Annotated in this window: 19 protein-coding genes; 13 read left to right on the forward strand and 6 right to left on the reverse strand. The window is 38.2% G+C overall.

What is annotated here, in order from left to right:
• The first annotated feature begins 201 nt into the window (after positions 1–201).
• The 10 genes from AAGS61_RS12250 (at position 202) to AAGS61_RS12295 (ending at position 13,168) form a co-directional block, all read left to right on the forward strand.
• Complete coding sequence (locus AAGS61_RS12250; protein WP_391372084.1) at positions 202–3,321, forward strand: BTAD domain-containing putative transcriptional regulator; 3,120 nt, start codon at positions 202–204, stop codon at positions 3,319–3,321.
• A gap of 959 nt (positions 3,322–4,280) precedes the next feature.
• The gene (locus AAGS61_RS12255; RefSeq protein WP_391372087.1) at positions 4,281–5,534 is read left to right on the forward strand and encodes a substrate-binding domain-containing protein; all 1,254 of its coding nucleotides are present in this window, start codon (positions 4,281–4,283) and stop codon (positions 5,532–5,534) included.
• A gap of 96 nt (positions 5,535–5,630) precedes the next feature.
• Positions 5,631–6,404, forward strand: coding sequence for an ABC transporter ATP-binding protein (locus AAGS61_RS12260; RefSeq protein ID WP_391372090.1), 774 nt, complete (start codon positions 5,631–5,633; stop codon positions 6,402–6,404).
• Entirely contained in the window at positions 6,382–7,089 is a 708-nt protein-coding gene (locus AAGS61_RS12265; protein WP_391372093.1) for an ABC transporter ATP-binding protein, read from the forward strand. Before AAGS61_RS12260 ends, AAGS61_RS12265 begins: the two co-directional genes overlap by 23 nt.
• An 11-nt stretch (positions 7,090–7,100) precedes the next feature.
• The gene (locus tag AAGS61_RS12270) at positions 7,101–7,964 is read left to right on the forward strand and encodes a branched-chain amino acid ABC transporter permease (protein ID WP_391372096.1); all 864 of its coding nucleotides are present in this window, start codon (positions 7,101–7,103) and stop codon (positions 7,962–7,964) included.
• A 4-nt stretch (positions 7,965–7,968) separates the two neighbouring features.
• Complete coding sequence (locus AAGS61_RS12275) at positions 7,969–9,009, forward strand: branched-chain amino acid ABC transporter permease (RefSeq protein WP_391372099.1); 1,041 nt, start codon at positions 7,969–7,971, stop codon at positions 9,007–9,009.
• A complete protein-coding gene (locus tag AAGS61_RS12280) occupies positions 9,006–10,028 on the forward strand; it encodes a 3-oxoacyl-ACP synthase (protein ID WP_391372102.1) in 1,023 nt (340 codons plus the stop codon). Before AAGS61_RS12275 ends, AAGS61_RS12280 begins: the two co-directional genes overlap by 4 nt.
• Positions 10,021–10,923 carry an alpha/beta fold hydrolase gene (locus AAGS61_RS12285; RefSeq protein ID WP_391372209.1) on the forward strand — a complete coding sequence of 301 codons (903 nt, stop codon included), beginning with the start codon at positions 10,021–10,023 and terminating at the stop codon, positions 10,921–10,923. Before AAGS61_RS12280 ends, AAGS61_RS12285 begins: the two co-directional genes overlap by 8 nt.
• A gap of 1 nt (position 10,924) precedes the next feature.
• Complete coding sequence (fabG, locus tag AAGS61_RS12290; protein ID WP_391372105.1) at positions 10,925–11,665, forward strand: 3-oxoacyl-ACP reductase FabG; 741 nt, start codon at positions 10,925–10,927, stop codon at positions 11,663–11,665.
• Positions 11,666–11,677: 12 nt separating this feature from the next.
• Positions 11,678–13,168: a class I adenylate-forming enzyme family protein gene (locus tag AAGS61_RS12295; RefSeq protein ID WP_391372107.1), complete on the forward strand. Its 1,491-nt coding sequence runs from the start codon at positions 11,678–11,680 to the stop codon at positions 13,166–13,168.
• A 187-nt stretch (positions 13,169–13,355) separates the two neighbouring features.
• On the opposite strand, the gene solA is transcribed toward AAGS61_RS12295, so the two are convergent.
• Complete coding sequence (gene solA, locus AAGS61_RS12300) at positions 13,356–14,465, reverse strand: N-methyl-L-tryptophan oxidase (protein WP_391372109.1); 1,110 nt, start codon at positions 14,463–14,465, stop codon at positions 13,356–13,358.
• Positions 14,466–14,641: 176 nt separating this feature from the next.
• On the opposite strand from solA, the gene AAGS61_RS12305 reads away from it, so the two are divergent.
• A complete protein-coding gene (locus AAGS61_RS12305) occupies positions 14,642–14,887 on the forward strand; it encodes a hypothetical protein (protein WP_391372111.1) in 246 nt (81 codons plus the stop codon).
• A 61-nt stretch (positions 14,888–14,948) separates the two neighbouring features.
• Here AAGS61_RS12305 and AAGS61_RS12310 read toward each other — a convergent pair whose 3' ends face one another.
• The gene (locus AAGS61_RS12310) at positions 14,949–17,426 is read right to left on the reverse strand and encodes an EAL domain-containing protein (protein WP_391372113.1); all 2,478 of its coding nucleotides are present in this window, start codon (positions 17,424–17,426) and stop codon (positions 14,949–14,951) included.
• A gap of 474 nt (positions 17,427–17,900) precedes the next feature.
• Here AAGS61_RS12310 and AAGS61_RS12315 point away from each other — a divergent pair, with 474 nt between their 5' ends.
• Positions 17,901–19,394, forward strand: a complete 1,494-nt coding sequence (locus AAGS61_RS12315) for a carboxypeptidase M32 (RefSeq protein ID WP_391372115.1) — start codon at positions 17,901–17,903, stop codon at positions 19,392–19,394.
• Positions 19,395–19,603: 209 nt separating this feature from the next.
• Here AAGS61_RS12315 and AAGS61_RS12320 read toward each other — a convergent pair whose 3' ends face one another.
• The 4 genes from AAGS61_RS12320 to AAGS61_RS12335 all read right to left on the reverse strand — a co-directional run bounded on the left by AAGS61_RS12320 (position 19,604) and on the right by AAGS61_RS12335 (position 22,638).
• Positions 19,604–21,211: a b(o/a)3-type cytochrome-c oxidase subunit 1 gene (locus tag AAGS61_RS12320; protein ID WP_391372212.1), complete on the reverse strand. Its 1,608-nt coding sequence runs from the start codon at positions 21,209–21,211 to the stop codon at positions 19,604–19,606.
• Positions 21,212–21,323: 112 nt separating this feature from the next.
• Positions 21,324–21,821 (reverse strand): cytochrome c oxidase subunit II, encoded by a 498-nt coding sequence (locus AAGS61_RS12325; RefSeq protein WP_391372117.1) that lies wholly within the window; start codon positions 21,819–21,821, stop codon positions 21,324–21,326.
• Positions 21,822–21,853: 32 nt separating this feature from the next.
• Positions 21,854–21,976, reverse strand: coding sequence for a hypothetical protein (locus AAGS61_RS12330; protein ID WP_391372119.1), 123 nt, complete (start codon positions 21,974–21,976; stop codon positions 21,854–21,856).
• A gap of 203 nt (positions 21,977–22,179) precedes the next feature.
• Positions 22,180–22,638 carry a chemotaxis protein CheX gene (locus AAGS61_RS12335; protein WP_391372121.1) on the reverse strand — a complete coding sequence of 153 codons (459 nt, stop codon included), beginning with the start codon at positions 22,636–22,638 and terminating at the stop codon, positions 22,180–22,182.
• Between the two features lie 269 nt (positions 22,639–22,907).
• Between AAGS61_RS12335 and AAGS61_RS12340 the strand changes: the two genes are divergently transcribed.
• Complete coding sequence (locus tag AAGS61_RS12340) at positions 22,908–26,519, forward strand: dynamin family protein (RefSeq protein WP_391372123.1); 3,612 nt, start codon at positions 22,908–22,910, stop codon at positions 26,517–26,519.
• Positions 26,520–26,527 lie beyond the last annotated feature (8 nt).

A 26,527-nucleotide genomic window follows, 5' to 3' on the forward strand; every position in this document is an offset into this window, starting at 1 on the left:
TTTACATAATGTGGTAAAATGTATTTGCGCTTTTAACGCCGTATGAGTGTGGAGAAGGGGATCCACAAGAACAGCAAGGAACGAGCTGTTAGCGCAAATCAACGTATTCCCATACACGTATTAACAATACAAGGTCAATCAACACGCGTGATTTAATAGATAGTTTGTATTACAAAGTGGATAATTATGGGGGGAGAGAAGTTGGATATTTTATATTCGAAAATAGTGGCGCCCAATCCGGCTGCACACTATATGCGAAAGTCATCGATTATGAAAAAGTTAAAAAAAAGTAAAATTTTTACACTGACGTTGTTACATAGTGGTCCGGGATATGGGAAAAGCTCTTCGTTAGCCCAATATTTTGCAGATGAGAACATATTATTTAGTTGGTATCAAGTAACTGAAAACGATGATAGTATTTTGCCATTTTTAAAATATTTATATGAAAGTATTAAAACAGTTTATACGGACTTTGAACTGCTTGACCCTTCTTGGGATCAAGTGACAACTTTTTTAAAAGTAGAACATTTAAACAAGTTATTCACATTATTTTGCAATGCATTCGCTCAAATGAAACAAGAGATTTTTATTGTAATCGACGATTTTCATATGGTACAGCATGTGTTTCAAATCAATTATGTACTGGACCAGATGATGAAGTTTGCACCACCAAACGTGCACTTTGTGATAGCGACCCGCACATATCCTACATGGGATTGTCTACATCATTTAAAAAATAAGCGTTTACTAACGGTTATTTCGGAAGAAGATTTTGTATTTACGACAGATGAGATTAGCCTTTTATTTGAGGATTATTATGAAACGATCTTAACGGAGAATGAAGTAAATAAAATTTATGAAATAACGGAAGGGTGGGTAATGGCTGTAATCCTTCTTGCGATGCAAGTTGAAAATGAGCGATATCCTTTTGATTTTTCAAAAATTACATTGCAAGACTTTGATGAGTACTTATCCTATGAGTTATTTCAGCATTTAGATTGGGATTATCAACAGTCTTTGTTTAAATTTAGTTTATTTGATACATTTTCTGCTGACATTATTCAAGATATTTTTGGGGAAGAGGAAGTAGAGCGACTCGATTATATTTTAAATCATTATGCATTTATACAAAAATTGTCTAACGATAAAGAATATCGGTTTCACAGCTTAATCAAACAGTTTTTAGTGCAACAATACGAAAAATTAAACCAGCAAGATGTGGCAAATATGCATAAAAAAATAGCTATTTATTTTATTAACAGTAACAATATTGTACAAGCGTTTTATCATATTACCCAAACAAATGACGAGCCGTTTATTTGTGAGATGTTCATTCATTATGCGGATTATTTTATGCAAAGAGGCAATTATAAATGGTTGTTAGAACGAATCAAGAAATGTTCGTTTGAAATGCGAGAACAGTTTTATCCACTTTATTATATAGAGGGAGAATGCTTACGAATCGGTGCTTTTTATAAAAAAGCGAGTATGGCGTTTGATACATGTATCGAAAAGGCGACACACCATCAGGATTTACTGTCGATTGTTCGCTCTAAGGTGGGGCTTGCCAAAATATATGTAGATACGTTGCAACCTTCTATTGCAAAGGGTTATTTACATGAGGCATTAGCGTTATCAGCGAAATGTCAAATGCCGAAGCAAGAATATATTCAGTTGAATCTTCAGTACGTAGAAAATTTAGTGAATATTGGGCAAGCTTATCAAGGCATTCACTATTGGCAGCAATTAAATTTAGATAATGATTTATTGCATTTAGGCAATATCGATATTCGTATGTATTTAAGACAAGGGGCTTTACATGAGGCAAAGTTACTTGCAGAGTCAAGGCTATTTGAACAACAAGGTGGAACGGTTGCTCATCGCGAAACAGATGCATTATTGTCATTGATTTATGCGATGATGGGAAATAGAGCGCGTGCTAAGGAAAGTGCTTATAGAGGCTTGCAAAACAGTACAGCGACGCATGAAGCGTTTAACATAGCTGTTGCTCATATACGTAATGGACATGCAGAGCTATTACTAAATCCATATGACCCGTCGGAAGCAATTACCCATTATGAAACAGCAGTACAGCAAATGGAACAAATACGAATTAAACGTATTAAAGCGGAATGTTATGTAGGATTAGCGATAGCCTATGGCCGTACTGGCAATGTAATCGAAGCAAAGCGTTATGCATTTTTAGGTTTAACAGTGACGGAAAAGGTGGAAGATCGGTGGGTAACAGGGTTATTGAAACTAGCTCTTCTCATTTTATATGTAGAAAATGACTTGATGGATGAAGCGAGACAAATGGCGAAGGAAACGCGGATTGCTTTTGAAGAGGTAAAAGATTCTTACTGTCTAATGGTCACGTATTTCTGGTCTATGTATGTAGCAATGAAAACAAACGATGTACATGAATATAATGAATATAAGAGAATGTTTGAATTATTAATCAATCAGCATGCCTATCATTTCTTTTTATCGAAAGTTACGTTATTTGGTGCAAGAGATTTGGTGGAAACGCAAAGAGTACTTCATTTTAATAGAGGAGATCATAAGCCTGCCATCTATATAAAGCTTTTTGGACCAACATTATTTGTAAGGAACTGGCAAGCTGAGCATAAAGTATGGCATCGAGAAAAAGCGAAGGAATTATTTATTTATCTTTACCTAAATCGAAATCGATATTGCTCAAAAGAAGAAATGACCGCTAAGCTATTTCCAAATAGTATAGAAGAAGTAGCTGTAAGGGATTTTAAAGTGGCCTATAATGCGCTATTAAAAGTGTTAGAGCCTAACAGAAGTGCACGGGAAGAACCTTTTTATATTGAGCGCAAGCAGTCCATGTATCGTATGTGCCAGAGGCCGTATATTATGAGTGATATTGAATATTTCGAACAGCTCATTTCTCTAGCGGACAGGCAAGATGATCAGTCGCTTCAAAAACAATGGCTACTAAAAGCCGTCCAGCAATACACAGGCGATTTATACGAAGACAGTGCACAGGTTGAATGGATCCAGCAAGAGAGAGAACGGTACAAAACACTCTATGTAAAAACATTACAGCAATTGGCGCATATTTATTTTGAAGAACAACAGTTTGAAAAATGTTTGCAAGAATGTGAAAAAATCATAGTAAAAGATCCCACTTGGGAAGAAGCGTATCGACTGATGATGTGGTGTCATTTCTATCTTGAAAATAAAGTACAAGTTCAAAAAACATATGAACGATGTGAGAGGGTGCTATTAGAAGAGTATGAGATGGAACCGATGTCATCCACAACAGAAATTTTTGAAAAACTTATCAAAATATAAAAGCACTTGGGCTGTCCTAAAAGTTATGATGCAATGACTTTTGAGGACGCCCTTTTTATTTTAGAACTCGTAATGAGCAAAAATGCATCCTAAAAATACCTGATAAATAGTAAAAGATATTAAATGAAAGCGTAATCGTAGCCTCCGCGCTTTGCCACAGCCTACACAGGAGTTAAAACAGGCGTGGCCTGTTTGGATCTCCTGTTACGGCTCCTGTGGCTATGGCGCGCTACGGCGAAAAAGTTACTACTTCTTAATGTTTTGAAAATGGATTTTACTTATCTTAAGGGGCTTTTCAATAAAATATATAATTAATTGCACATATCTTTACGGATGGACATTTTCCATGGGCTTGGCTTCAGCTCAGGGTAACATGATGTTGCTCACAAAGGCGTCGGACTCGTGACGTGGCCGACCTTATCCTTTGTTCTTATATCCCGTAGGAAGTTATATGCCCTGTAGCGAAAAGTAGATGTTGTTACTTACACTTGCCGCCCTTCACTCCATGCGCTTTTAGAGCTCTGCCTTTTAATCAACAATATATTTTAGTATTGCACCTCTTAAAGAAATCATTTTCTTTCAACTTGTGTATAGCATCACCCAGTCTCTACTGTAATTAATGAGAATCTTTCATTATTTTTGAGCAACCGCTTATCGTATTGAACAATAGTTGCTTGTAGCGGAGGCACGAGACTCCTACGGGAAAAGCGAGACAATCAAGACCCCGCAGGAGCGAAGGATGAGCGACGAGGAGGCTTGATCTCGCCCGTGGAAAGCGAGTGCCGTAGCGGAAAGCAACGGTTATTCGAATGGTAATATATTTTAGGATTTGCTCATTACGAGTTAGAAACTCACCGGATAGCTCGAGAGCTTTTTGTAACTCGTTTGTAACTACTAATAAGTAAGATAGAATCAAAGTATTATGTAAGCGCTTTATTTCATGTGAAGGGGGAATGAAGATGAAGAAAATGTGGTCGCTTTTATTTTTATGTTTGTTCATGTTAGTGTTAGTCGCTTGTTCGGGGGATGAGGGTACAACAAACTCTGATTCTACTTCAAATGGTAGTGATGTAGCTTCAGAAGAAGGTCAAAATGCAGCAGAAGGTGGCACAGTTAAAATTGGGGTACTTGCCTCTTTAACGGGCGCATTAGAATCCTATGGTAAGCAAACGCAGCGCGGTTTTGAGCTCGGTTTAGATTATGCTACAAACGGTACGTTAGAAGTGGAAGGCAAAAAAATCGAAGTAGTTTGGGAAGATACAGAAACAAAACCAGAAGTAGCTGTACAGAAAGCAACAAAATTATTAGAAGATGATGGCGTAGATTTCCTAGTAGGATCTTCTAGTTCTGGCGATACACTTGCTGTGTTACCGCTTGCGGAAGAGTACGAGAAAATTATGGTTGTAGAGCCTGCAGTAGCAGATAGTATTACAGGTTCAGAGTTTAATCCATATATTTTCCGTACGGGACGTAATTCTTCACAAGATGCGTACGCTGCTGCGGCTGCGATTGCAGGGGAAGGCGTGAAAATCGCTACATTTGCCCCAGACTATTCATTTGGATGGGATGGTGTAAAAGCATTCAAAACAGCTGCTGAAAAGCTTGGAGCTGAAGTTGTGTTAGAAGAATATGCAGATCCAGCAGCGACGGACTTCACATCCAATATTCAAAAAATTATAGATGCCAAACCGGATTACCTATTTGTTGTGTGGGCTGGGGCAAACTCCCCATGGCAACAAATTTCAGATATGAAGGTACAAGAGAAGGGGATTAAAATATCGACAGGAGCCCCAGATATTATTGCCTTACAGTTAATGGGACCATTAGTTGGTATGGAAGGCTTTAGTGTGTACTATCACACGCTGCCTAATAATGAAGTGAATACGTGGTTAGTAGAAGAACATAAAAAACGCTATAACAATGAAGTACCTGATTTATTTACACCAGGAGGGTTTTCAGCGGCTGTAGCCATTGTAGAGGCTTTAAAACAATCTGGTGGAGATGCAGATGGCAATACGTTAATTCCGTTAATGGAAGGCATGTCATTTGAAACACCAAAGGGTACAATGACTTTCCGTGAAGAAGACCATCAAGCATTGCAAACGATGTATTCAATCCGTTTAGAGACGGTGGAAGGTGTGGACTATCCAGTACCTGTTCTCATTCGTGAACTTTCACCTGAAGAAACAGAGCCTCCAATTATGAATGAATAAATGCTACACACAGACCGCAAAAAAAAGCGGTCTGACTCTCTTAGTCTTTCTGAACGAAAAGAAACATTAAGAGAGTCAGATCGAAGGAGGGGAAATATGGAGCCTATTTTAAAAACTACTCATTTAGGTATACAGTTTGGTGGACATAAGGCTGTGGAGGATGTGACGATTGAAATTTCTGAAAAACATTTTAAATCGATTATTGGACCAAATGGTGCGGGTAAAACAACGTTCTTTAATTTGATTAGCGGTGAGCTACGAGCGACTACCGGGGAAGTATTTTATAAAAACCAAAATATTTCTAAGCTTTCTCCAGTAGAAAGGACACGGTTAGGGCTCGGGCGTTCCTTTCAAATTACAAATGTATTTCCGAATTTAACTGTATTAGAAAACGTGAGATTAGCAGTGCAGTCAAAAGAACAGGTACGATTTCACGTATTTAAACATTTCACCTCCTATAACAAAATGCTAGAAGATGCGATGAATATGCTGGAGCAGGTGATGCTTGCAAACAAAGCCTATGTACTAGCAAGCCAATTATCGCATGGTGAAAAGAGAAAGTTAGAAATTGCCATGCTATTAGCTTTAGATACGGAAGTGTTGTTATTAGATGAGCCAACTGCAGGTATGTCATTAGAGGAAGTACCAGCGATATTAGATGTGATCCGCACAATTAAGCAAAGTGGTGAAAAAACGATTCTATTGATTGAACATAAGATGGATATGATTTTAGACTTATCGGATTCCATCATGGTGCTATTTAATGGACGCTTATTAGCAGATGGTACACCACAGGAAATTATGAATAATGAAACAGTCCAAAATGCGTATTTAGGAGGGCTCTACGATGAACAGCTTACTTCGACTTGAAGATGTACACACACATATTGGGCAATATCATATTTTGCAAGGCATCAATATTGAAATTGTAGCAAATGAAGTAAATGTGCTATTAGGTCGAAATGGTGCGGGCAAAACTACAACATTAAAAACCATTATGGGCTTAACACCAGCATCCAAAGGGGCTATTCATTTTCATGAAACGAATATTACAAAAAAAATGACGTATGAAATTGCCAATATGGGCATTGGCTATGTTCCTGAAGATCAGGGGATTTTTAGTGACTTAACAGTAGAGGAAAATTTGCGTGTGGCGATGCGAAAGGAAGACGAGCAAACACTGCAAAAAAGAGACTATGTACTTGAACTTTTCCCAGACTTAAAAACATTTTGGAAAAAAGCTGGGGGTAAACTTTCAGGGGGGCAAAAGCAAATGCTAGCGATGGCACGGGCTTTTGTCAATGATAGTGAAATGCTATTAATTGATGAGCCTTCCAAAGGGTTAGCCCCGATTGTGATAGAGAAAGTAATGGAAGCGATCAATGAGATGAAAAAAGCAACAACGATTGTACTCGTCGAACAAAATTTCTTAATGGCAAGTGGGGTTGGGAATTATTATACGATTATTGATGATGGAGAGACGGTGCAATCGGGAGTGATGAAGGAGTTAATAGAGAATGAGCAATTAAAGCGCAAATACTTAGGAATCGGATAGGGGGGATGAGAATGGAGCTAATCATTAGTTTAATCATTAATGGCTTAGCCACAGGGATGTTAATCTTCTTATTAGCGGCTGGGGTTACATTAATTTTTGGCTTAATGGACGTACTTAACTTTGCGCATGGTGGTTTGTTCGTTTGGGGCGCTTATACCGGTATATTTGCTTATGCAGCGACAGATAGTTTTATCATCGGGATATTGATAGCGCTCGTAACGGGTGCGGTACTTGGACTAATTACAGAAAAATTGATTATTACACCTGTGTATGGAAATCACATTCAACAAATTTTAATTACGTTAGGCTTAATGATTGTTTTATCCGAATGTATAAAAGTCGTATTTGGCCCTAATGGGATTCCTGTTAGTGTACCGCCATTGCTTGCAGGTAGCTGGGAAGTAGGCAATATTATCATTATTAAGTATCGTATTTTCATCATCGTCATTGGCTTTATTATTTACGGTATATTCCATTATATTTTGACAAGAACGAAGATTGGTTTAATTGTCCGAGCGGGCGTTATGAATAAGGAAATGGTGCAAGCATTAGGAATCAATATTAAACGCGTGTTTTTATATGTTTTTATGGTCGGTGCAGCACTTGCGGCACTTGGTGGGGTGTTAATGGCGCCATATTCTGGTGTGATTTATGCGGAAATGGGCATGGAATATGCGATTTTAGGTTTTATCGTTGTTGTAATCGGCGGTATGGGTAGTTATTCGGGTACATTATTAGCGGCGATTTTAGTTGGATTAGCAGGTAGCTTTATGGCCTATTACGTACCGTATTTATCACTTGCGGTGAATATGATTATTATGGTCATTGTCCTTGTTTTCCGTCCACAAGGCTTATTTACGGTAGCGAAAGGGTGAGATGATGAAAAAACAATCTGCGTTTACAACCTCTAATATTGTCCTTTGTTTAATAGCTATTGCACTCATTATTTTACCGTTCATTTCAGATTCAAGAACAATGCTTATTTTACTGACACAAATATTTATTTTTGGTATTTTAGCAATGAGCTATGATTTATTGCTAGGTTTTACAGGAATTGTGTCATTTGGGCATGCCATGTTTTTTGGACTAGGTGCTTATAGTTCAGCGATACTGCTTAATCTGTATGAAAATACAATGCTTGTTTTTATGATTTCGATTGTCATTGGTATGATACTATCCGCTATTTTAAGCTTTTTTGTAGGGTTATTGACATTACGCTTAAAAAGTCATTATTATGCAATGTTAACACTGGCCATTTCAGGACTTTTATTAGTCGTAGCGGAAAAATGGCGTACGATGACAAAAGGAAATGACGGCTTCACATTTCGTGCACCAGAGATTTTTCGAGATCGCATGATGTTTTACTTATTTGTATTAGCTTGTTTAATACTCCTCTTTATTATTTGTAAACGCTTTGTTAGCTCCCCTCTTGGAAGGGTTTTAATAGCAGTGCGGGAAAATGAGCAACGTACGGCCTCATTAGGATATAAAACGTTATATTATAAAGTTATTGCTTCTATGATAGCAGGGGTAATTGCAAGCGTTGCTGGTTCATTGTACGCCGTGTCTTTACGTTTTGTGAATACGAGTGTGATGTCAATGGATATTACGTTAGATGCTCTTCTGATGACGATTATTGGTGGGGTCGGTACATTAGTCGGTCCTTTAATTGGTGCAGCCGTTATTGAATTTGCACAACACTATTTATCGGGCTTAGCAAGAGACTATCCAATCTTTGAACGGTGGATTATTATCTTTGGGGTTATTTACATTTTAGCCGTCATCTTTTTCCCAAAAGGAATTGCCGGTACGTTTGCGCAAAAGTATGGAGAATGGAAAATGAAGAGAACAGTGAATCATCATCCCCCTCCAAGTAAGGTGCAGTCTATACCTGTGGATGAAAGAGGTGAGATAAAATGAACATCGGTATTTTATCAACAGGTGTTTATTTACCTGAACTCAGGATGACAGCGGAAGAAATTAGTGCACAGTCTAATATCCCTGTTAATATTATAAAAGGGAAAATGGGCGTAATTGAAAAACCAATTCCTGCTAAATATGATCACACAGTTCAAATGGGTATTTGGGCGGCTCACAAAGCAATTGCGAAAGCGAAAATCGACCCGAAGCAGATTGATGTCATTATTTATATTGGGGAGGAACATAAAGAATATCCGCTTTGGACAGCAGCCATTAAAATGCAGGAAGAGCTCGGGGCTAGTAATGCATGGGCATTTGACGTTCAATTACGCTGCGGAACTACGATTATGGCGATGAAGGTAGCGAAAAGCTTAATGCTTACAGATGAGTCCATTCATACCGTTCTTCTGGCAGGAGGATATCGCAATAGTGATTTGATTGACTATCACAATGAACGAACGCGTTTTATGTTTAATTTAGCTGCAGGCGGAGGCGCGATGATTCTTCAAAAAAACCTCAATGAAAATACGGTGTTAGAAGCTGAAATGATGACGGATGGTTCTTTTTCAGAAGATGTGGTCGTGCCAGCAGGTGGAACAAAGCAGCCGCTTACAGCTGAATTGCTTGCGCAAGGGGCATATCGTTTAGATGTATTAGATCCTGAAGGCATGAAGATGCGTTTGGAGGAAAAATCACTGAATAATTTTATTAAAGTTATTCGTTCATCGTTAGCGAAAAGTGGCTATAGTGAGCAAGATTTAAAATATATTGCGATGTTGCATATGAAAAGGTCAGCTCATAATTACGTATTAAATACACTAGGATTGTCTGCGGCGCAATCCATTTATTTAGAGCGATACGGTCATATAGGTCAGCTTGATCAAATTTTATCACTAGAATTAGCACTGCATGAAAATAAAGTTCAACAAGGGGATATTGTCACATTAGTAAGTGCTGGGATCGGCTATGCTTGGGGAGCGATTACAATTAAATGGGGAAAGGAACATGCATATGAATAGTATAGATTGTTTAAAAGAAGTACGATTATCCAATGGCGAAACGCTTGCCTATCGTGAACGGCCAGGTGGAGAACAAGTAATTCTTCTTGTACATGGAAACATGACTTCCTCGAAACATTGGGATTTATTAATGGAAAACTTGCATGAGGGGTTCCATATTATTGCCCCTGATTTAAGGGGCTTTGGGGGTTCTAGTTACAATACACGAATTACACATATAAGTGATTTTGCTGAAGATTTAAAACGATTTGTCGATGCATTGTCATTAAAAGATTTTCATTTAGTCGGTTGGTCAACAGGGGGGATGGTATGTATGCAATATTGTGCCCTTTATCCAGAGGACTGTCATAAACTTATACTGATGGCATCAGGGTCTACACGTGGTTATCCGTTTTATGGCATGACACCTACTGGACAAATCGACATGGAGAATCGGTTTACAACGTTACAAGAAATTGAACAGGACCCATATAAAACAAAGGCAGTACAGTATTTATATGATACAAAAAATAAGGAAGGTCTCCGGGCAATCTGGAATGCCGCTATTTACACACATCGCCAACCACAGCCAGAGCGGTATGAGGCGTATTTAGAGGATATGTTGACACAACGAAATTTAGCGGATGTTTATTATAGTTTAAATACGTTTAATATGAGTACTATAGATCACGAAGCGGGAAAAGGAACGGGTGAAGTAAATCATATTACACAACCCGTACTTGTGATGTATGGTGACCGAGATTTTGTGGTAGTAGAGCAAATGACAAACGAAATAATTGAAGATTTTGGCGGTAAAGCAAAAGTAGTCAAAATGGAAAACTGTGGTCACTCCCCGTTAATAGACAACTTGGAACAATTGACAAGCGAAATTGAAAAATTTTTATTGGAGGGGTAGTATGCGATTACAAAACAGAGTAGCCATTATTACGGGCGGTGCAAGTGGGATTGGGTTAGTAGCGGTAAAAAAATTTATAGATGAAGGAGCTGCAGTCGTTGTAGCTGATTTTAATGAAGAAGCAGGAAAAGAACTAGTAGCTTCTTATGAGCAACATGAAAAGCCAATTTTATTTGTTCAGACGGATACATCTAAACGTCAAAGTGTAGAGGCACTTGTTCAGAAGGCTGTCGATACGTACGGCAAAATTGATATTTTAGTAAATAATGCTGGGATCACAAAGGATGCGATGTTACACAAAATGACGGAACAGCAATTTGATGATGTGCTAAATGTTAATTTAAAGGGGGTATTTAACTGTACGCAAGCTGTTATTCCCCACATGATAGCACAAGGTTATGGCAAAATTATTAACACGTCATCTGTCAGTGGTGTTTATGGGAATGTAGGGCAAACGAATTATGCGGCAACGAAGGCAGCTTTAATTGGCATGACAAAGACATGGGCAAAGGAGTTAGGACGAAAGGGCATTAATGTAAATGCCGTAGCACCAGGCTTTACATTAACAGCAATGGTTCAAAAAATGCCTGAGGAAATATTAACGAGAATGGAATCTGTTACAGCCCTTCAGCGGTTAGGTCAACCTGAGGATATTGCTAATGCGTATTTATTTTTAGCTTCCAATGAATCAGATTATATCACAGGTCATGTTCTTCATGTCGATGGGGGTATTATGATGTAAGGGGGGAGTTTGATGTATGATGGGCAACAATGGATTTTAAAGCGTGCACAACTAACCCCTGATAAAAAGGCGCTAATTGAAATCGAAACAAAGCGGTACTGGACATATCGTCAGCTCACAAAGGAAATTGAGAAGTGGCAACGTATTTTATGTGCACATAACATTCAAATTGGTGATCGCGTATGTATGATGAGTGAAAATAATATAGATACATTTGCGGTGTTATTTGCATGTGGGTTACAAGGGGCTATTTTTGTACCGATTAATTGGCGCTTAAGTGAGCAGGAAATAGTATATGTTGTGACGGATTGTAAACCACAGCTTTGTATATATGAGCATACATTTGCGTCTATTGTAGAAAATCTTCCAGTACCGCATAAATGGTCGCTTTCTGAGCAATTAGGGGATAGAACCGTACAGCTATCTAGCTTTTCATCATGGCAACCAACAAAACCATGGCTCATTATTTATACAGGTGGAACGACAGGACATCCGAAAGGAGTGGTATTGTCATTTGAGTCAGTTAATTGGAATGCAATTAATACGATTGTGAGCTGGAATTTAACTAACGAAGATTGCACGATTAATTATATGCCCCTTTTCCATACGGGGGGAATTAATGCGTTAGCAGTGCCGTTATTAATGGCAGGTGGGACGGTCGTTGTTGGGAAAAAATTTAATGCAGAAATTGCCGCACGAGCGTTAAATGAATATCATTCGACCATTTCATTATTTGTCCCAACAATGTATCAAGAGCTCGTGCAAACGGAGTATTTTCAACAGGCGCATTTTCCAACCGTGAAAGTATTTTTATCTGGCGGGGCACCGTGTCCACAAACCATTTACGAAACTTTTCATCAAAAAGGACTGCTGTTTAAGGAAGGCTATGGTTTAACCGAAGCGGGGCCGAATAATTTTTATATTGATCCGATACAAGCGGTGAAAAAGCGCGGGGCTGTCGGAAAAAGTATGCAATTTAATCAAATCCGTATCGTAAAAGCAGATGGTTCGTTATGCGCTATTGGTGAGGTTGGCGAATTGCAACTAAGAGGAAAGCATTTATTCAAGGAATATTGGGAAAATGAGCAGGCAACGAAAGCGGCATTTAGTGATGGTTGGTTTAAAACAGGGGATTTAGCAAAGATGGATGAGCAACAAGATGTCTATATTGTTGGCCGAAAAAAAGAAATGATTATTTCAGGTGGAGAAAATATTTATCCACAAGAAGTGGAACAATGCATTATTCAACACCCAAATGTGAAAGAAGTAGCAGTGATCGGCATACCAGATGAATACTGGGGTGAAATTGTCGCCGCTTGTATTGTTTGCAAGCAGGAAGTGAGTGATTTCGAAGCGGAAATTCGTATAAGCTGCACGAAACAGTTAGGAAAATATAAAATCCCGAAGAAAATCTTTCTATTGAATGAACTACCAAGAACAACAGTTGGAAAGATTGATAAAATAAAGCTAAAGCAAGCTGTTATTTTAAATGGATGTATGTAGCGGTGTTCGGTCGTGCAAAGTAACTAAGAAAGGGGGCGTCTGAAAAGAAATTTTGAGAAGACAACTTTCCAATCACTATAAGAGTAATATTTTTATTAAGAAGTGAGGGGTGTACCGAAGATTTTTACTTTCTGTACACCTCCTTTGTAATGTTAAAAGTAGTTTATTTTTAGTATGCCCTTTTTCTCTAAAAGCGGCTTAACTTAAATAGCTCATTTGATAATTTTGACTTGCCATCGATCACCATCTGTGCGAGCATTTCCCCGATTGCACTACTAAATTTAAAACCATGGCCAGAGAATCCTGATGCAACAATTATGTTTTTATGTTCAGGTAAATAGTCAATGATAAAGTGCTCATCGGGTGTCATTGTATACTTACATACTTTTCCTTCTTTTAACGCGCCAACTTGTGGCATATAAGATTGAATGAACTGCTGTAAATCCAATGCATCGCCTTCATCAAAAGGTCGTAGCTCGTCGTTCGGGTGAATCGTTTCACCGCCGTCATGCCGCCCAATTTTATAACCAGCTCTATCGATGCTAGGGAAACCGTAGTAACACGCATCTTTCAGTTCCACCGCAAACGCAGGGAAGTTTTCTTGTCCGTAAAGCCCTTCTTCTGCTTCAAACCAAGCGAATGTTTTACGAATTGGATTGAGGGATAAACGGAATGGTTTCAACAATTCACTGGTCCAAGCTCCTGCACAAACAATGCAAGTGTCTGCTTCATACGTAGCAACAGCTGTTTTTACTACAACCACGTCACCACATCTAATGTTTTGTACAGGTTCATTTACATGAAGTGTAGCCCCTGCTTCTATTGCTAATGCTTTGTAGGCAGCTACACAATCTTCTACGCGCAGGACACCTGAAGTTGGCTCAAATGCAGCAATCATATGATCATCTACCTTGATACCAGGCCAACGTTTGGTGATCTCTTCAGCGTTTAATACTTCAAGAGGTAAGTCAAATGCCCGAGCACTTTCAATAACAGTTTGGACAAACGCATTATCCTTGTTACCGATGTTTATCACACCTGTTTTTAACAATAACGGTTTCTCTACTTCGTGCTCAAGTTCTTCCCACAGTTCTGCAGCCCGTAAAGCAAGTGGTACGTATTCTATCCCTTCTCCGTAAGCATAGCGAATAATGCGCGTTTCGCCATGGTGGCTGCCATTTGTATGAGGAGGGTCAAATGCATCAATCATACATACTTTTTTGCCAGCTTTCGCTAAAAAATAAGCAGCAGCCATCCCCATGGACCCAGCACCAATAATAATCGAATCAAATTTCATATCGTCACAACTTTCTTTTTATTCTGTATTATAGCGAAATTCATTTTACTAAAGGAAGGATAGTAAGATTTATAGTAAAAAATTGCTTTTTGTAGAAAAAGAGGAGAATGAGAGAAAACATATGTTACATACTATCTACAAAAGGACAGACACTAATAGAAAAAGGAGCGATATGTATGGCAATGTGCCCTTTATGTAATGCATTGAAAACAGTAGAAATGACTTGTCCAACATGTAAGGCTAGATTAGAGGATTCAGGAAAGGTATCTGATTTTTTAGACCCCTATGGTCATTATAACGATGAAGAGACTGTAAAAATGGGGGATGGCTACCCTAATACGGCGAAAGATCAAATTTGTCCGCATTTAATGGTTTGTCAAGAATGTGGATATGATGAGGTCAAATTTATACAGGAGACATAGGCGCTTCGTATTTTGGGAAGGAATGGCATACCTCCATAGACTGAAGGTATACCATAACACTTTAAGTAGTTCTTTGGGCTATTAGCTCATGGTGAATTTCGTGTGTTGGCATCGGTTTATAGTATAAATAACCTTGGGCAACAGGGCAATTTAATTGATTTAAAATAGTTGCTTGCTCAGTTGTCTCAACACCTTCAGCTACAACATCAAGCCCTAAGCTTTGAGCCATTGTAATAATGGATTTGACGATCGCGTAATCATTTTCTTCTGTAATATCTTGCACAAATGCGCGATCAATTTTCAGTTGTTGGATGGGTAAGCGTTTTAAATAATTTAGTGAAGAATACCCCATACCGAAATCATCAATTGAAATATAAATAGCATGACGTTGCAATGCTTGTAGCTTTTTAATTACTTCTTCAGGGTTGTTCATCGCGATACTTTCCGTAATTTCAAGCTCTAAATAACGACCTTGTAAGCCAGTTTCCTCTAAAATGGACAACACTTTCTCAATAAAATCAGGCTGCTGAAATTGTTTTAGTGAAATATTAACAGCTATTCGAATATTGTCAACGCCGTCATTCAACCACTGTTTTCTCGCGTTACAAGCATGTCGTAAAATCCATTCGCCTAGTTTAATAATTAGCCCGGATTCTTCAGCTATCGGAATAAACTTAGCTGGTGAGATAAATCCTTTTGTCGGATGTATCCAACGCACAAGTGCTTCAACCCCAATAATTTTCCCTGATGTAATACATACTTGGGGTTGATAGTGTAGCTCAAATTGATAATTGTTAATCGCTTCATTTAATAGATTGGAGATTTCAAATGTTTCAGCTACTTCATCTTTCATGGAATCATTATAAATCGTATATTGATTTTTACCATTTTCCTTTGATTTGTACATAGCCATATCAGCGTTTTTAATTAATACATCAAGCGTTAATCCGTGGGCAGGATACAGGCTAATACCGATGCTTAATGTTGTAAAGAATGACATATCATGTACGACAATAGGGGTGTTTACAGTATGTAAAATACGATGTGTTCGTGAAATGACTTCCTCTACATTTTTAAAATTTTGCATAACAACAATGAATTCATCGCCACCAAATCGGTATATGGCATCGTCTTTTTCTAAGCAGTGTGCAATTTTTTGTGATAAAACGACTAACAATTCATCCCCAATACGATGTCCGAGTGTATCATTGATTGATTTAAAATGATCTAAATCTATAAAAAGTATAGCTAAGTTGTTGGAGGATTGAAGTAAGCGATTTATTTCTTGCGTTAAAGATGCTCGGTTAGGCAATTGAGTGAGTGTATCAAAATACGCTAATTGATTTATATGTTGTTCATGTTGCATTTGAAGCGAGATATCGCGTGTAACACCTCTATAACCGATTAGTTGGTTGTTCATATCAAATATGGGTAACGTATTTGTACTTAAATAGACGACTTCACCCGATTTTTTCTGCTTTTTATATACAATATTTCGGAAAGTGGTCAGATTTTTAGACTGCTTAGTATATACCTCTTCACCTGTGTAGACTGGCCTTGCATTGCTTTCAAACTGTTTGATAAATGTTTCTCTTACATGATTTTTGTCATTATTCGTCATATAGTCGAATTTCAATGTTCCAAGTAACTCATTAGGAGAGTAACCTAAAATAGAACTCGCTCGTTCTGAGACATATGTATAATGTCCATCTAAATCTGTTTCCCAAACATACTCGTCAAAGGCGGTTACGACATCGCGAAAACGTTTTTCACTCTCAATGAGTGCAAGCCGACTATTTGACACTGCTTCGTACACTTCAATTAATTCTGGTGAGAAAGCAGATAAGTCAATATTTTCTTGCTCACTTATAATTTGATCCTTAAATAACTTTAAATTGTTAAAGTATTGATTCGTAATGATGCGAGAGCCAATTAATCCAATAGCAATCATACTAAACAATAGTAATGACATTTTAACTAAAGCATCTTTGAACAACGTAAATAGATCCTCTACTAATACATTGGTCCATATATGACCAATAATTTCACCATCCCGAATGATGGGGTGAATATTAGCAACTACATAGCTCTTGCGTGTTGGCGAATAGTTATAAAGCTTTAACGGTAGACCTGTTGTATACACTTCGCTAGCCTCAGATGTTTTGCTCATATCCGTTAAACCAACTTCATCAAAATTGGGTCCAAATGCCACAACTGAGTTTAACTCTTTCGAATAATAACCTGCGCCAAAATTTGCGTAGGAATCGGTGATATTATTGATATAAGGCTGCAGTTTTTCGTTTAAACTAGCGACTTTTTCTGCATCTGTCATGTTAGGGTGTTCCAGTAAATCATTATAAGTACCTGTCAGACTATTATCTAATAATGTACTAATCGAAGTCACTTCGTTGTATTTGTCATCTAATAATTTATTCCAATTTAAGTAAAGGTCTATACTAAATGTAGCAATAACAGTAAACATGACAAGAGCAGTTGTTAGTATAGAAATTCTTCGCTTAATAGACATTGTTTTATTCACTTCTCTTCTCTCGAAATAGGATAAATAGACTGTTTTCTAATATATGTATATGTTAGTATAATGTCCCTATAATAAAATACATAAAAAAACATAAATAGTACAAAGAAATAGTTAAACAAATGAGATACTGTAATAAATTAAGTGGAATTATGAATATTTAATAGGGAAATCAATAATGGTTCAATATCAAAATATGTTCTTGATTAAAAAATGTAGGATTCTAAAAGCACATGGAGTGAAGGGCGGCGACTCCAGCGGGAAAAGCGAGATAGTCGAGACCCCGCAGGAGCGAAGAATGAGCGACGAGGAGGCTCGACCTCGCCCGCGGAAAGCGTCCGCCCGTAACGGAATGTGCGGTCAAGTACACGTTTTGGTGAAGAGCCTTAATAATTGAGTAGAAATTATTTTGTTTAAAGTATGTAAAGTGGCTTTATTTCGGAAGTCGAATTATAATATTGGAAAGGAGAGTGTATTATGTCAGTGAAACAATCATTTATGAACTATGTGAAAAAAATGCAAAATTATAGTGAGGCGTTATCGGTTATTTATTGGGATATGCGTACTGGGGCACCTAAAAAAGGGTTGCCACAACGTGCTGAAGTAGTCGGCACATTATCAGCTGAATTATTCGCGCTTCAAAGTTCTGACGAATTAGGTCAGCTGCTGGAGGAAATTGCGAAGGAAGAGCTAGATTTTGTGACAAAGCGTCTATATGAAGAAGTGAAAAAATCATACGATGAATCAAAAAAAATTCCCGCAGATGAATACAAAGAATATGTTATCCTACAATCAAAAGCTGAAGTAGTATGGGAAGAGGCGAAAGAAAAATCGGATTTCTCTTTATTCTTACCGTACTTAAAACAAATTGTTGAATACCAAAAGAAATTTGTACACTATTGGGGGATTAAAAATGGCTCAGTGTATAACACTTTGCTAGATAAATATGAACCAGAAATGACAACGGACATTTTAGATCGTGTCTTTGGAGAACTTCGTGACACCATCGTACCACTTGTGAAAGCAATTAAGGAATCGCCAAATAAACCAGATACATCGATGCTGTTTAAGCATTTTCCAAAAGAAGGACAACGCGCGGCTTCACTGGAGCTTTTAACGCAACTTGGCTACGATTTTGAAGCAGGTAGACTCGATGAAACCGTACATCCGTTTATGATTGGACTAAATAGTGGAGATATTCGTGTCACAACAAAATACGATGAAAATAATTTTCGTTCAGCTATATTTGGCACAATTCATGAATGTGGTCATGCCATCTATGAACAAAATATTAATCCTGAGCTTAATGGACTACCATTATCAACCGGTACGTCAATGGGCATTCATGAATCACAGTCATTGTTTTATGAAAACTTCATTGGTCGTAACGAACAATTTTGGAAGCATAACTTCAAGCTATTACAAAAACATTCACCAGAGCAGTTTGGCGATGTAGCGGTAGAGAATTTCTTAAAAGCGATTAACTTTGTAGAGCCTTCATTTATTCGAATCGAAGCAGATGAGTTAACATATCCGCTACATATTATGATTCGTTATGAAATTGAACGTGAATTGTTTGATGGAAACTTGCAAGTGGAGGACTTACCACAAGTATGGGATGATAAGTACGAACAATATTTAGGCATTCGTCCGAAAAACGATGCGGAAGGTGTACTGCAAGATATGCACTGGAGTGGTGGGAGCTTTGGTTACTTCCCGTCATATGCATTAGGCTATATGTATGCAGCACAGTGGAAGGCCGCGATGGATCAAGCTATTCCAAACTTTGATGAGTTATGTGGCAAAGGGGACCTTCAGCCAATCCGTGAATGGTTAACAGAAAAAGTACATCAATACGGAGCATTGAAAAAGCCGTTTGAATTATTACAAGAGGCAACAGGGGAAGGTCTTAACGCTTCCTATTTAGCGAACTATTTAAAAGAAAAGTATACGGCATTATATAAATTATAAAAAATCTCCCCCAACTTCAACTCAACTGAAGAAGGGGGAGGTTTTAGTTAAAGATAAGAAAGTATAAACTTTTTCTAGTTTAAAGAGTGTCTAGGGCAAGCGCCCAGCCCCTCGTGACGTTTCGAAAGTCTCTTCGTGTGTAAGCACACTGTAAGCCCTATCTCCAACGCATGTTGGGGCTAGAGTGTGGGCTGCTTGTGCTTTTCTTATTACCAGAACTGGAACCCTTTTGAGCCTGCTGGTGAGTTCGTAATAATTTCATAGATCGGGATTGTGTAAGCAAACAAGATAAGCGCCACTAAAATGATACCCCATACTTTAAAGTTTTCTAGAATGGCAGGTGTTTTTTCAGCACCAGCAGCAACTTCAGCAACAGGGAACTCTTCTTGCCCTTTTGGTGCAAACCAAGTTAAGTTTATAACGATATACATAATAAGAATAATCGTGATAAATAAAATGGTACCACCAATTGCTTGAGCAATTTGATACGGAACCCAATCATAAGCCATTTCAGCACCGCCGTACGTTGAAAACTCAGAGCGGCGAGGGGCTCCTAGTAAGCCGGCAATATGCATAGTAAAAGACATAATGAGCATGCCTGTACCCCAAAGAATACCTGAAATGTTACCTAAGTAGTTTAATTTTGGTGTGAGCGTTCGTCCCGTTAAATGAGGGATTAACCAAAATGCTACACCAAAGAAGGTTAACACGACTGTCGTTGCCACTGTTAAATGGAAGTGACCTGTTACCCAAATCGTATTGTGAACTAATTGGTTCATTTGGTGAGAAGCGTTGACGATACCGCCTGCACCACCAGGAATAAATGCTACCATCCCAATGAATGGTAATAAGAAGCGAGAATCGCCCCAAGGTAATGCTTTAAACCAACCAAGAATGCCACGTCCACCGAGTTCGCGACCACGCAGTTCAAATGTGGCGAACATGGAGAAGGCTGTTAGTAAAGAAGGAATCACAACAAAGAATGTTAAGACAACTTGAATGAATTTCCAGAATCCATCAATACCAGGTTCTGTTAACTGGTGGTGAATACCTACTGGGAACGAGAATAGTAAGAATAACATGAATGATAAACGAGCAAGCGAATCAGAGAAAATTTTTGCACCAATCACTTTTGGAACTACAACATACCAAGCCATATAAGCAGGTAATAACCAGAAGTATACTAATGCATGCCCGAAATACCAGAATAATGTACGAGATAAAAGTATATCGATTCGTTCAACTAAACCGAGTGACCATGGTAATAATTGGAATAGCACTTCAACAGCTACGCCTAAAGACGCTGTAATCCACAGAATCGAATTAACTATCGCCAGAAATGTTAGTAAAGGCGATATCTCACCAGGGTGCGCTTTTTTCCACTCGCGGTATTTCATTATTTGCATAATACATAGTAGCCAAGAGCCAACTACAACAAGCGTTAAACCAAGATAAAAAATCCAGTGTGCTTGTAGCGGAGCATAAAAAGTATAAAGTACAGTTGCTTTATTTAATAAAACCATTGTTGCAGCAGCAGCGGTACCGATGACCATTAACCAAAAACCAATCCAACCGATTTTGCGTTGTGTGTTTGTAAAGGCACCAGCAGTACGACTAACAGCGGCTAGTTGAAACCCTAGAATGAAAAAAGTTGTTAAAATAAGCGCGAGTAAAATCCCGTGAACGGTTAACACTTGATAATAGCCAATTTTAATGCCTGTTGGTAATGTGAATTCACCAGAGCGAACTAAAACTTGTAGTAAACCTGCAAGGCCACCTAATAATAAAGCGATAAATGCGACATACATATGTGCCATGGCTAATTTTGCGTCTTTGCCTTCTACACGAATAAATTGAGCGACGTTTTTTTGCTTTGGTAATGTAGGCTTAGAATCTTTTTCAATTACCGTTCTTTCCTCTACAAGTACATTATTGACTGTCTTCTGCATTTTCGTCCACCACCTTCAGTGTACCGTACATGAATGTATGTCCAGTACCACAGTATTCGTTACATACGATTACATATTCACCAGCTTGGTTCATCTCTGCCACGTATTCGGAAATATAACCAGGCTCAAGCATCATGTTAATATTAGTTTGGGCGATTTGATACCCATGAATGACATCTTTTGTTGTTGCGTAAAACTTAACAACCGATCCAAGAGGGACTTCGATATCACTAGGGTTATAGTTGAATGCTGAAGCGACAAGTACAACTTCATAATCCCAATCTTTTCCCTCTACTTTGTGTACACCTGGGTTGTTAAACGGTGCAATATTGTCTACATTTTCATAATCGATTGTCTGTCTTCCTTCATTTGGATGCGTCCCGTTATGGAAAGCACCAATCCCTAAGATAATAAGAAATGCTACAAGCGCACCGCCACCAAACATAAGCCACCATTTTTCGTACTTATGTATGTGCATCATAATCCCCTCCTTAAAGCGTCAATTTGATTTTAAAAACGATCCATGAATATGCCAAAACAAGCGCCCCAAACAATGATGATGATTAAACCTACTCCGAACGTCATGAGGAGCGTACCTTTTAAATCTGCCTCAGCCTTTTTCTTATGTGCCATATAGATCCCTCCTTATTAAGCTTTATTAGAGTAGTACGTGTTTTCATCATATAAAAAAAGCTTTTTACACGATGTGAGAAAATTCACAGGGAGAGGGGGATTTTGTGAAGAAAGTGTGAAAAAATTGAAGGATTTAAGAAATGAAGAGAGTCGTTTGAAAATAAATTTGAAACAAAAAAACACGCAAGCGGTTGCTTACGTGTTTAATCTTCTTCGTCAATTGTCAGTAAAATAGTAATGTCGCCGATATCACTAATAGTAGCAGGTAATTGAAAAGCATGGTGGAAACCGTATAGCTTCGTATTACCAACCATTACAGTAGGCGGTGTAATATCTAACTCAAGTTCATGTTGACCAGCGTGTGTACAAAGATTTCCTGCAATCATATTACCAAATTCCCCTGTAAATGATTCGAGCATTTCACCTTCAAGTGGCATACCAAACATACTTGAGCCAATACTGCCAAATGTAGAAGGCGAGCCATCAATAATAATACGACCCTTTAAATCTCCTACAATCCCAATTAATACACCCATTTCCTCCTGAATATAAGGTTCTACTACAAGAGATGGGGAGGCAACATTTATATTCATAGGTAAAATAGTTTGTAGTGCGTGAATCGTTCCATTTAAAATTGTTTGAATGTGCTTCGATGTACTCATAACCTTATCCCCCTTTTCTTGCTTTTTCCCCATGGTATCATAAGGAATTTATGTATGTACAGACTAAATATAGCAAGGTAATAAATAGAATATTTTATTTATTGCATTTCTATCATGCAATTTCAAGAAAATAGACAGATTTTAAAACAATAAATTAACAGAAAAATAGAAAAAAGTAGTGAATCGTGTAATTTTATAGCCGATTTTCAAGCTCATTCGTGTTACTATATGTTTATGACAAAAATAAGAACAAAGGGGCATTAGAAAGAATGAATGCTTTAGAGCAACAAATTGAAGAGTTATTACAACAATCTTCTATCCAATACACAATCTATGAACAAAACCACGACACAGAACGAATGGAGAAGCTGCATTTATTTGCCCGTAAGCTATTGCAAAAAGAATATGTAATCGGCTTTGCCGGTCACTTCTCAGCAGGGAAGTCGAGCATGATTAACGCCCTTTCCGGAGAAAACATTTTAGCGACAAGTCCAATCCCTACAAGTGCGAACATTGTAAAGGTGCATAAATCTGATGAAGATTTCGCGATTCTGTATTTGCACAATGAAAAGCCTGTTAAATTTGAAGCAGGATATGATATTAAACAAGTAAAAGAATTAAGTAAAAATGGTGAGCTTGTATCTCAAATTGAAATTGGTCATTCTACATCTACTTTACCAGCGGGGGTAACAGTTATGGATACACCTGGGGTAGATTCAACAGATGACGCACATGCAATGAGTACGGAATCAGCACTACATATTGCGGATGTTGTGTTTTATACAATGGACTATAACCATGTTCAATCTGAATTGAACTTCCAATTTACAAAGCAATTAATGAAATACAATGCAAATGTCTATTTAATCGTGAATCAAATCGATAAACACCGCGATGCAGAATTATCTTTTGAAGACTTTAAACAGTCTGTTCATAGTTCATTTGCGGCATGGGGCGTTTATCCAAAAGATATTTTCTTTACTTCATTAAAGGCAACAGATCATCCACATAATGATTTTCCAAAAGTAAAGAAAATTGTCATGGATTCTATGGAAGATTGGCAGGAGCAGCTTGTACTAACAGCGAAAAATACATTAGTGAAGTTGCACCATGAGCATGAGGCGTTTTTAGCGACTGAAAAAGAGGAGCGCTTTGAAACATATGAAGAAGTACTATCTGAAGATGATTGGCAACACCGCGAGGATTTATTAGAACAATACAATAGATTAACGACACAAACAGAATTATTCTCATATGAACAATGGACGGAGCGTTTTGAAGAGAAACGGAAAGATATTTTAGATAATGCAACGATTATTCCAGCTGATTTGCGTGAAAAGTTGCGCGCATATTTAGAATCACGCGCCGAGGGGTTCAAAGTCGGTGGTTTATTTACAGCGAAAAAGAAAACGGCCGAAGAAAAAGAACGTCGTGCACAAGAGGTTAAAGATCAATACCAAACCGTTTTACAATCACAAATCGTCGGTTTAATGAAGTCTTTAATGAAGCAAGCATTAAAAGATGTAGGTGCTTTAACAGATGCGCGTGCAGCAGAGGTTGATGCGCGTGAGTTTACGGTGCCGTTTTCAGTAATTGAAGATCAAGTACAAGGAAACGTCATGGTAACAGGGGATGCCGTCTTAAACTTTGCAAACCGTGTAGCAGAAGCAACAAAACGTTTCTTCATTCGTGACACAGATGCGTGGTTAAAAGAAATGCAACCTGTTTTACAGCAAGTGGCACAAGAAGCAGCAGCACCGGTTCAGCTAAAAATGAATGCAATGAAAGATAAAATTCATGCGATTAAACAAATTCAAGCAATTGATGAACAGAAAGTATTCAGCGATCAGCAAATGAAGCAAAGTTCAAAAGAGACGCGAGCAGCTGCGAAAAATCAATTTGTGAAGTGGCAACAAGATTACGAAAAGGCATTAGCTGATATTCGCCCATTCGATGAATCGATGCTTATACCAAAAGAGCAGCAGCAAGAAGTATTTGAAGAAATGGCGCTAACGCAAGCAAGTTCATCTCATAATACGGAGGCAGTTGTTGCAAGTGCACTGAAAACTGCTCAAGCAGTAGGGAATGTTCAAGGCTTTAAAGAAGTAGCAAACTTCTTAACGAAAAAGGTGGAGCGTTTACAGAAAAAAGACTTCACCATTGCCTTATTCGGTGCATTTAGTGCAGGGAAATCAAGCTTTTCTAACGCATTAATGGGCTCAAAGGTACTGCCTGTATCGCCAAACCCAACGACGGCAGCCATCAATAAAATCCGTCCAGTCACACCAGAGCATCCACACGAAACAGCAGATGTTCAATTAAAAACAGCCGCTCAGCTTTTAGAAGATATTCAAGGCTCCTATGAAGCAATTGGTTTACGTGTTTCTTCATTAGATGAGGCATTCAATCGTGCTGCAGAAGGACTGGCTGTGGAGTTAACAGATGAGCGTTTAAATGTGCATAAATCATTTATTCGCGCTTATTCAGAAGGCTACAATGAATTTAAAGAAAAGCTTGGCACAGTCATTCGTGTTAATCGTGAAGACTTTGAGAAATTTGTTGCGCAAGAAAACAAATCATGTTTTGTTGACAATATCGATTTCTATTTTGATTCACCGTTAACTCGTATGGGTGTCACATTAGTAGACACACCAGGAGCGGACTCCATTAATGCACGCCATACAGGGGTAGCGTTCGACTATATTCGAAATGCAGATGCGATTTTATTTATTACGTATTACAATCACGCATTTGCTAAAGCAGACCGCGAATTTTTAATTCAGTTAGGGCGCGTAAAAGATGCGTTTGAGCTGGATAAAATGTTCTTCGTCGTAAATGCGATTGACTTAGCTTCAACAGCAGAAGAAGCCGAAGAGGTAAAAGGGTATGTTCGTTCAGAATTACAACGTTTTGGTATCCGTTTCCCTCGTCTATACGGCGTATCAAGTTTAATGGCGTTGAAGGAAAAGCAAGAGCAAGCTCACTTCGATTCAGGTATGGCACCATTCGAAGATGCATTCCATCATTTCCTAAATGATGAGTTAATGAGTATTGCCGTACAAGCTTTACACGAGGAAGTAGAGAAGACACATGCACGTCTTCATGATTTAATCCAGCAAACAGAAGAAAACTTAAAGCGTAAAGATGAGCGTCTAGCGGAACTGACGCAACTTGAGCAACATGTGCGTAACACATATAGCTCAACGAATACCGCGATGCTTGAGTCGGATACAAAACAAGAGCTTGATGAGTTATTGTACTACGTCATGCAACGTGTGTACTATCGTTATCCAGATTTCTTCCGTGAAAGCTATAACCCGTCAACGTTTGCGCAAATGCCAACACAACAAGCATTAGATACGGCGTTAAAAGAAGTATTACAAGCGTTAAGTTTTGATTTTTCACAGGAAATGCGTGTTACAAACTTCCGTCTAGCACAGTTTGTACAAAAGAAAATGAAAGAACGCTTCAAAGAAGATGCACAAAACTTAAAAGAGTTTAACCATAGCTTCTCATTTTTAGCTTATGAGTCAGAAGAGCCTAGCATTTTAGACTTCGTAGGGCCATTTAGTCATCGTGAGAAGTACGCGAGCGTAAAATCGTATTATAAAAATCAAAAAGCGTTCTTTGAGAAAAATGAGAAAGAACAGCTAAAAGAAGCACTGGAAAACTTAACAAAACCAGATGCACAACAATATGTTGAAGATGAAAAGAACCGCCTGCAAGATTGGGCAATGCGTTTTATTGCACAGGAAGCAGAAGGGTTACGTCTACACCTGTTTGGACAAGCACTGGAGCAAATCGAAACAGAGCGCATGCTACTGCAAGAAGAAAGTCGTCTTGCAACGTGGAAAGAAATTTATGCACAACTTCAAAAATAAGGGGTGGC

This window comes from Lysinibacillus sp. KU-BSD001, from assembly GCF_042920265.1.
GTDB lineage: Bacteria > Bacillota > Bacilli > Bacillales_A > Planococcaceae > Lysinibacillus_B.

Excerpts from the sequence above, each read along its gene's own strand:
- AAGS61_RS12255 (WP_391372087.1), top strand. The coding sequence starts at position 4,281 with ATGAAGAAAATGTGGTCGCTTTTATTTTTATGTTTGTTCATGTTAGTG.
- AAGS61_RS12260 (WP_391372090.1), top strand. The coding sequence starts at position 5,631 with ATGGAGCCTATTTTAAAAACTACTCATTTAGGTATACAGTTTGGTGGA.
- AAGS61_RS12265 (WP_391372093.1), top strand. The coding sequence starts at position 6,382 with ATGAACAGCTTACTTCGACTTGAAGATGTACACACACATATTGGGCAA.
- AAGS61_RS12270 (WP_391372096.1), top strand. The coding sequence starts at position 7,101 with ATGGAGCTAATCATTAGTTTAATCATTAATGGCTTAGCCACAGGGATG.
- AAGS61_RS12275 (WP_391372099.1), top strand. The coding sequence starts at position 7,969 with ATGAAAAAACAATCTGCGTTTACAACCTCTAATATTGTCCTTTGTTTA.
- AAGS61_RS12280 (WP_391372102.1), top strand. The coding sequence starts at position 9,006 with ATGAACATCGGTATTTTATCAACAGGTGTTTATTTACCTGAACTCAGG.
- AAGS61_RS12285 (WP_391372209.1), top strand. The coding sequence starts at position 10,021 with ATGAATAGTATAGATTGTTTAAAAGAAGTACGATTATCCAATGGCGAA.
- fabG (WP_391372105.1), top strand. The coding sequence starts at position 10,925 with ATGCGATTACAAAACAGAGTAGCCATTATTACGGGCGGTGCAAGTGGG.
- AAGS61_RS12295 (WP_391372107.1), top strand. The coding sequence starts at position 11,678 with ATGTATGATGGGCAACAATGGATTTTAAAGCGTGCACAACTAACCCCT.
- solA (WP_391372109.1), bottom strand. The coding sequence starts at position 14,465 with ATGAAATTTGATTCGATTATTATTGGTGCTGGGTCCATGGGGATGGCT.
- AAGS61_RS12305 (WP_391372111.1), top strand. The coding sequence starts at position 14,642 with ATGGCAATGTGCCCTTTATGTAATGCATTGAAAACAGTAGAAATGACT.
- AAGS61_RS12315 (WP_391372115.1), top strand. The coding sequence starts at position 17,901 with ATGTCAGTGAAACAATCATTTATGAACTATGTGAAAAAAATGCAAAAT.
- AAGS61_RS12320 (WP_391372212.1), bottom strand. The coding sequence starts at position 21,211 with ATGGCACATATGTATGTCGCATTTATCGCTTTATTATTAGGTGGCCTT.
- AAGS61_RS12325 (WP_391372117.1), bottom strand. The coding sequence starts at position 21,821 with ATGCACATACATAAGTACGAAAAATGGTGGCTTATGTTTGGTGGCGGT.
- AAGS61_RS12330 (WP_391372119.1), bottom strand. The coding sequence starts at position 21,976 with ATGGCACATAAGAAAAAGGCTGAGGCAGATTTAAAAGGTACGCTCCTC.
- AAGS61_RS12335 (WP_391372121.1), bottom strand. The coding sequence starts at position 22,638 with ATGAGTACATCGAAGCACATTCAAACAATTTTAAATGGAACGATTCAC.
- AAGS61_RS12340 (WP_391372123.1), top strand. The coding sequence starts at position 22,908 with ATGAATGCTTTAGAGCAACAAATTGAAGAGTTATTACAACAATCTTCT.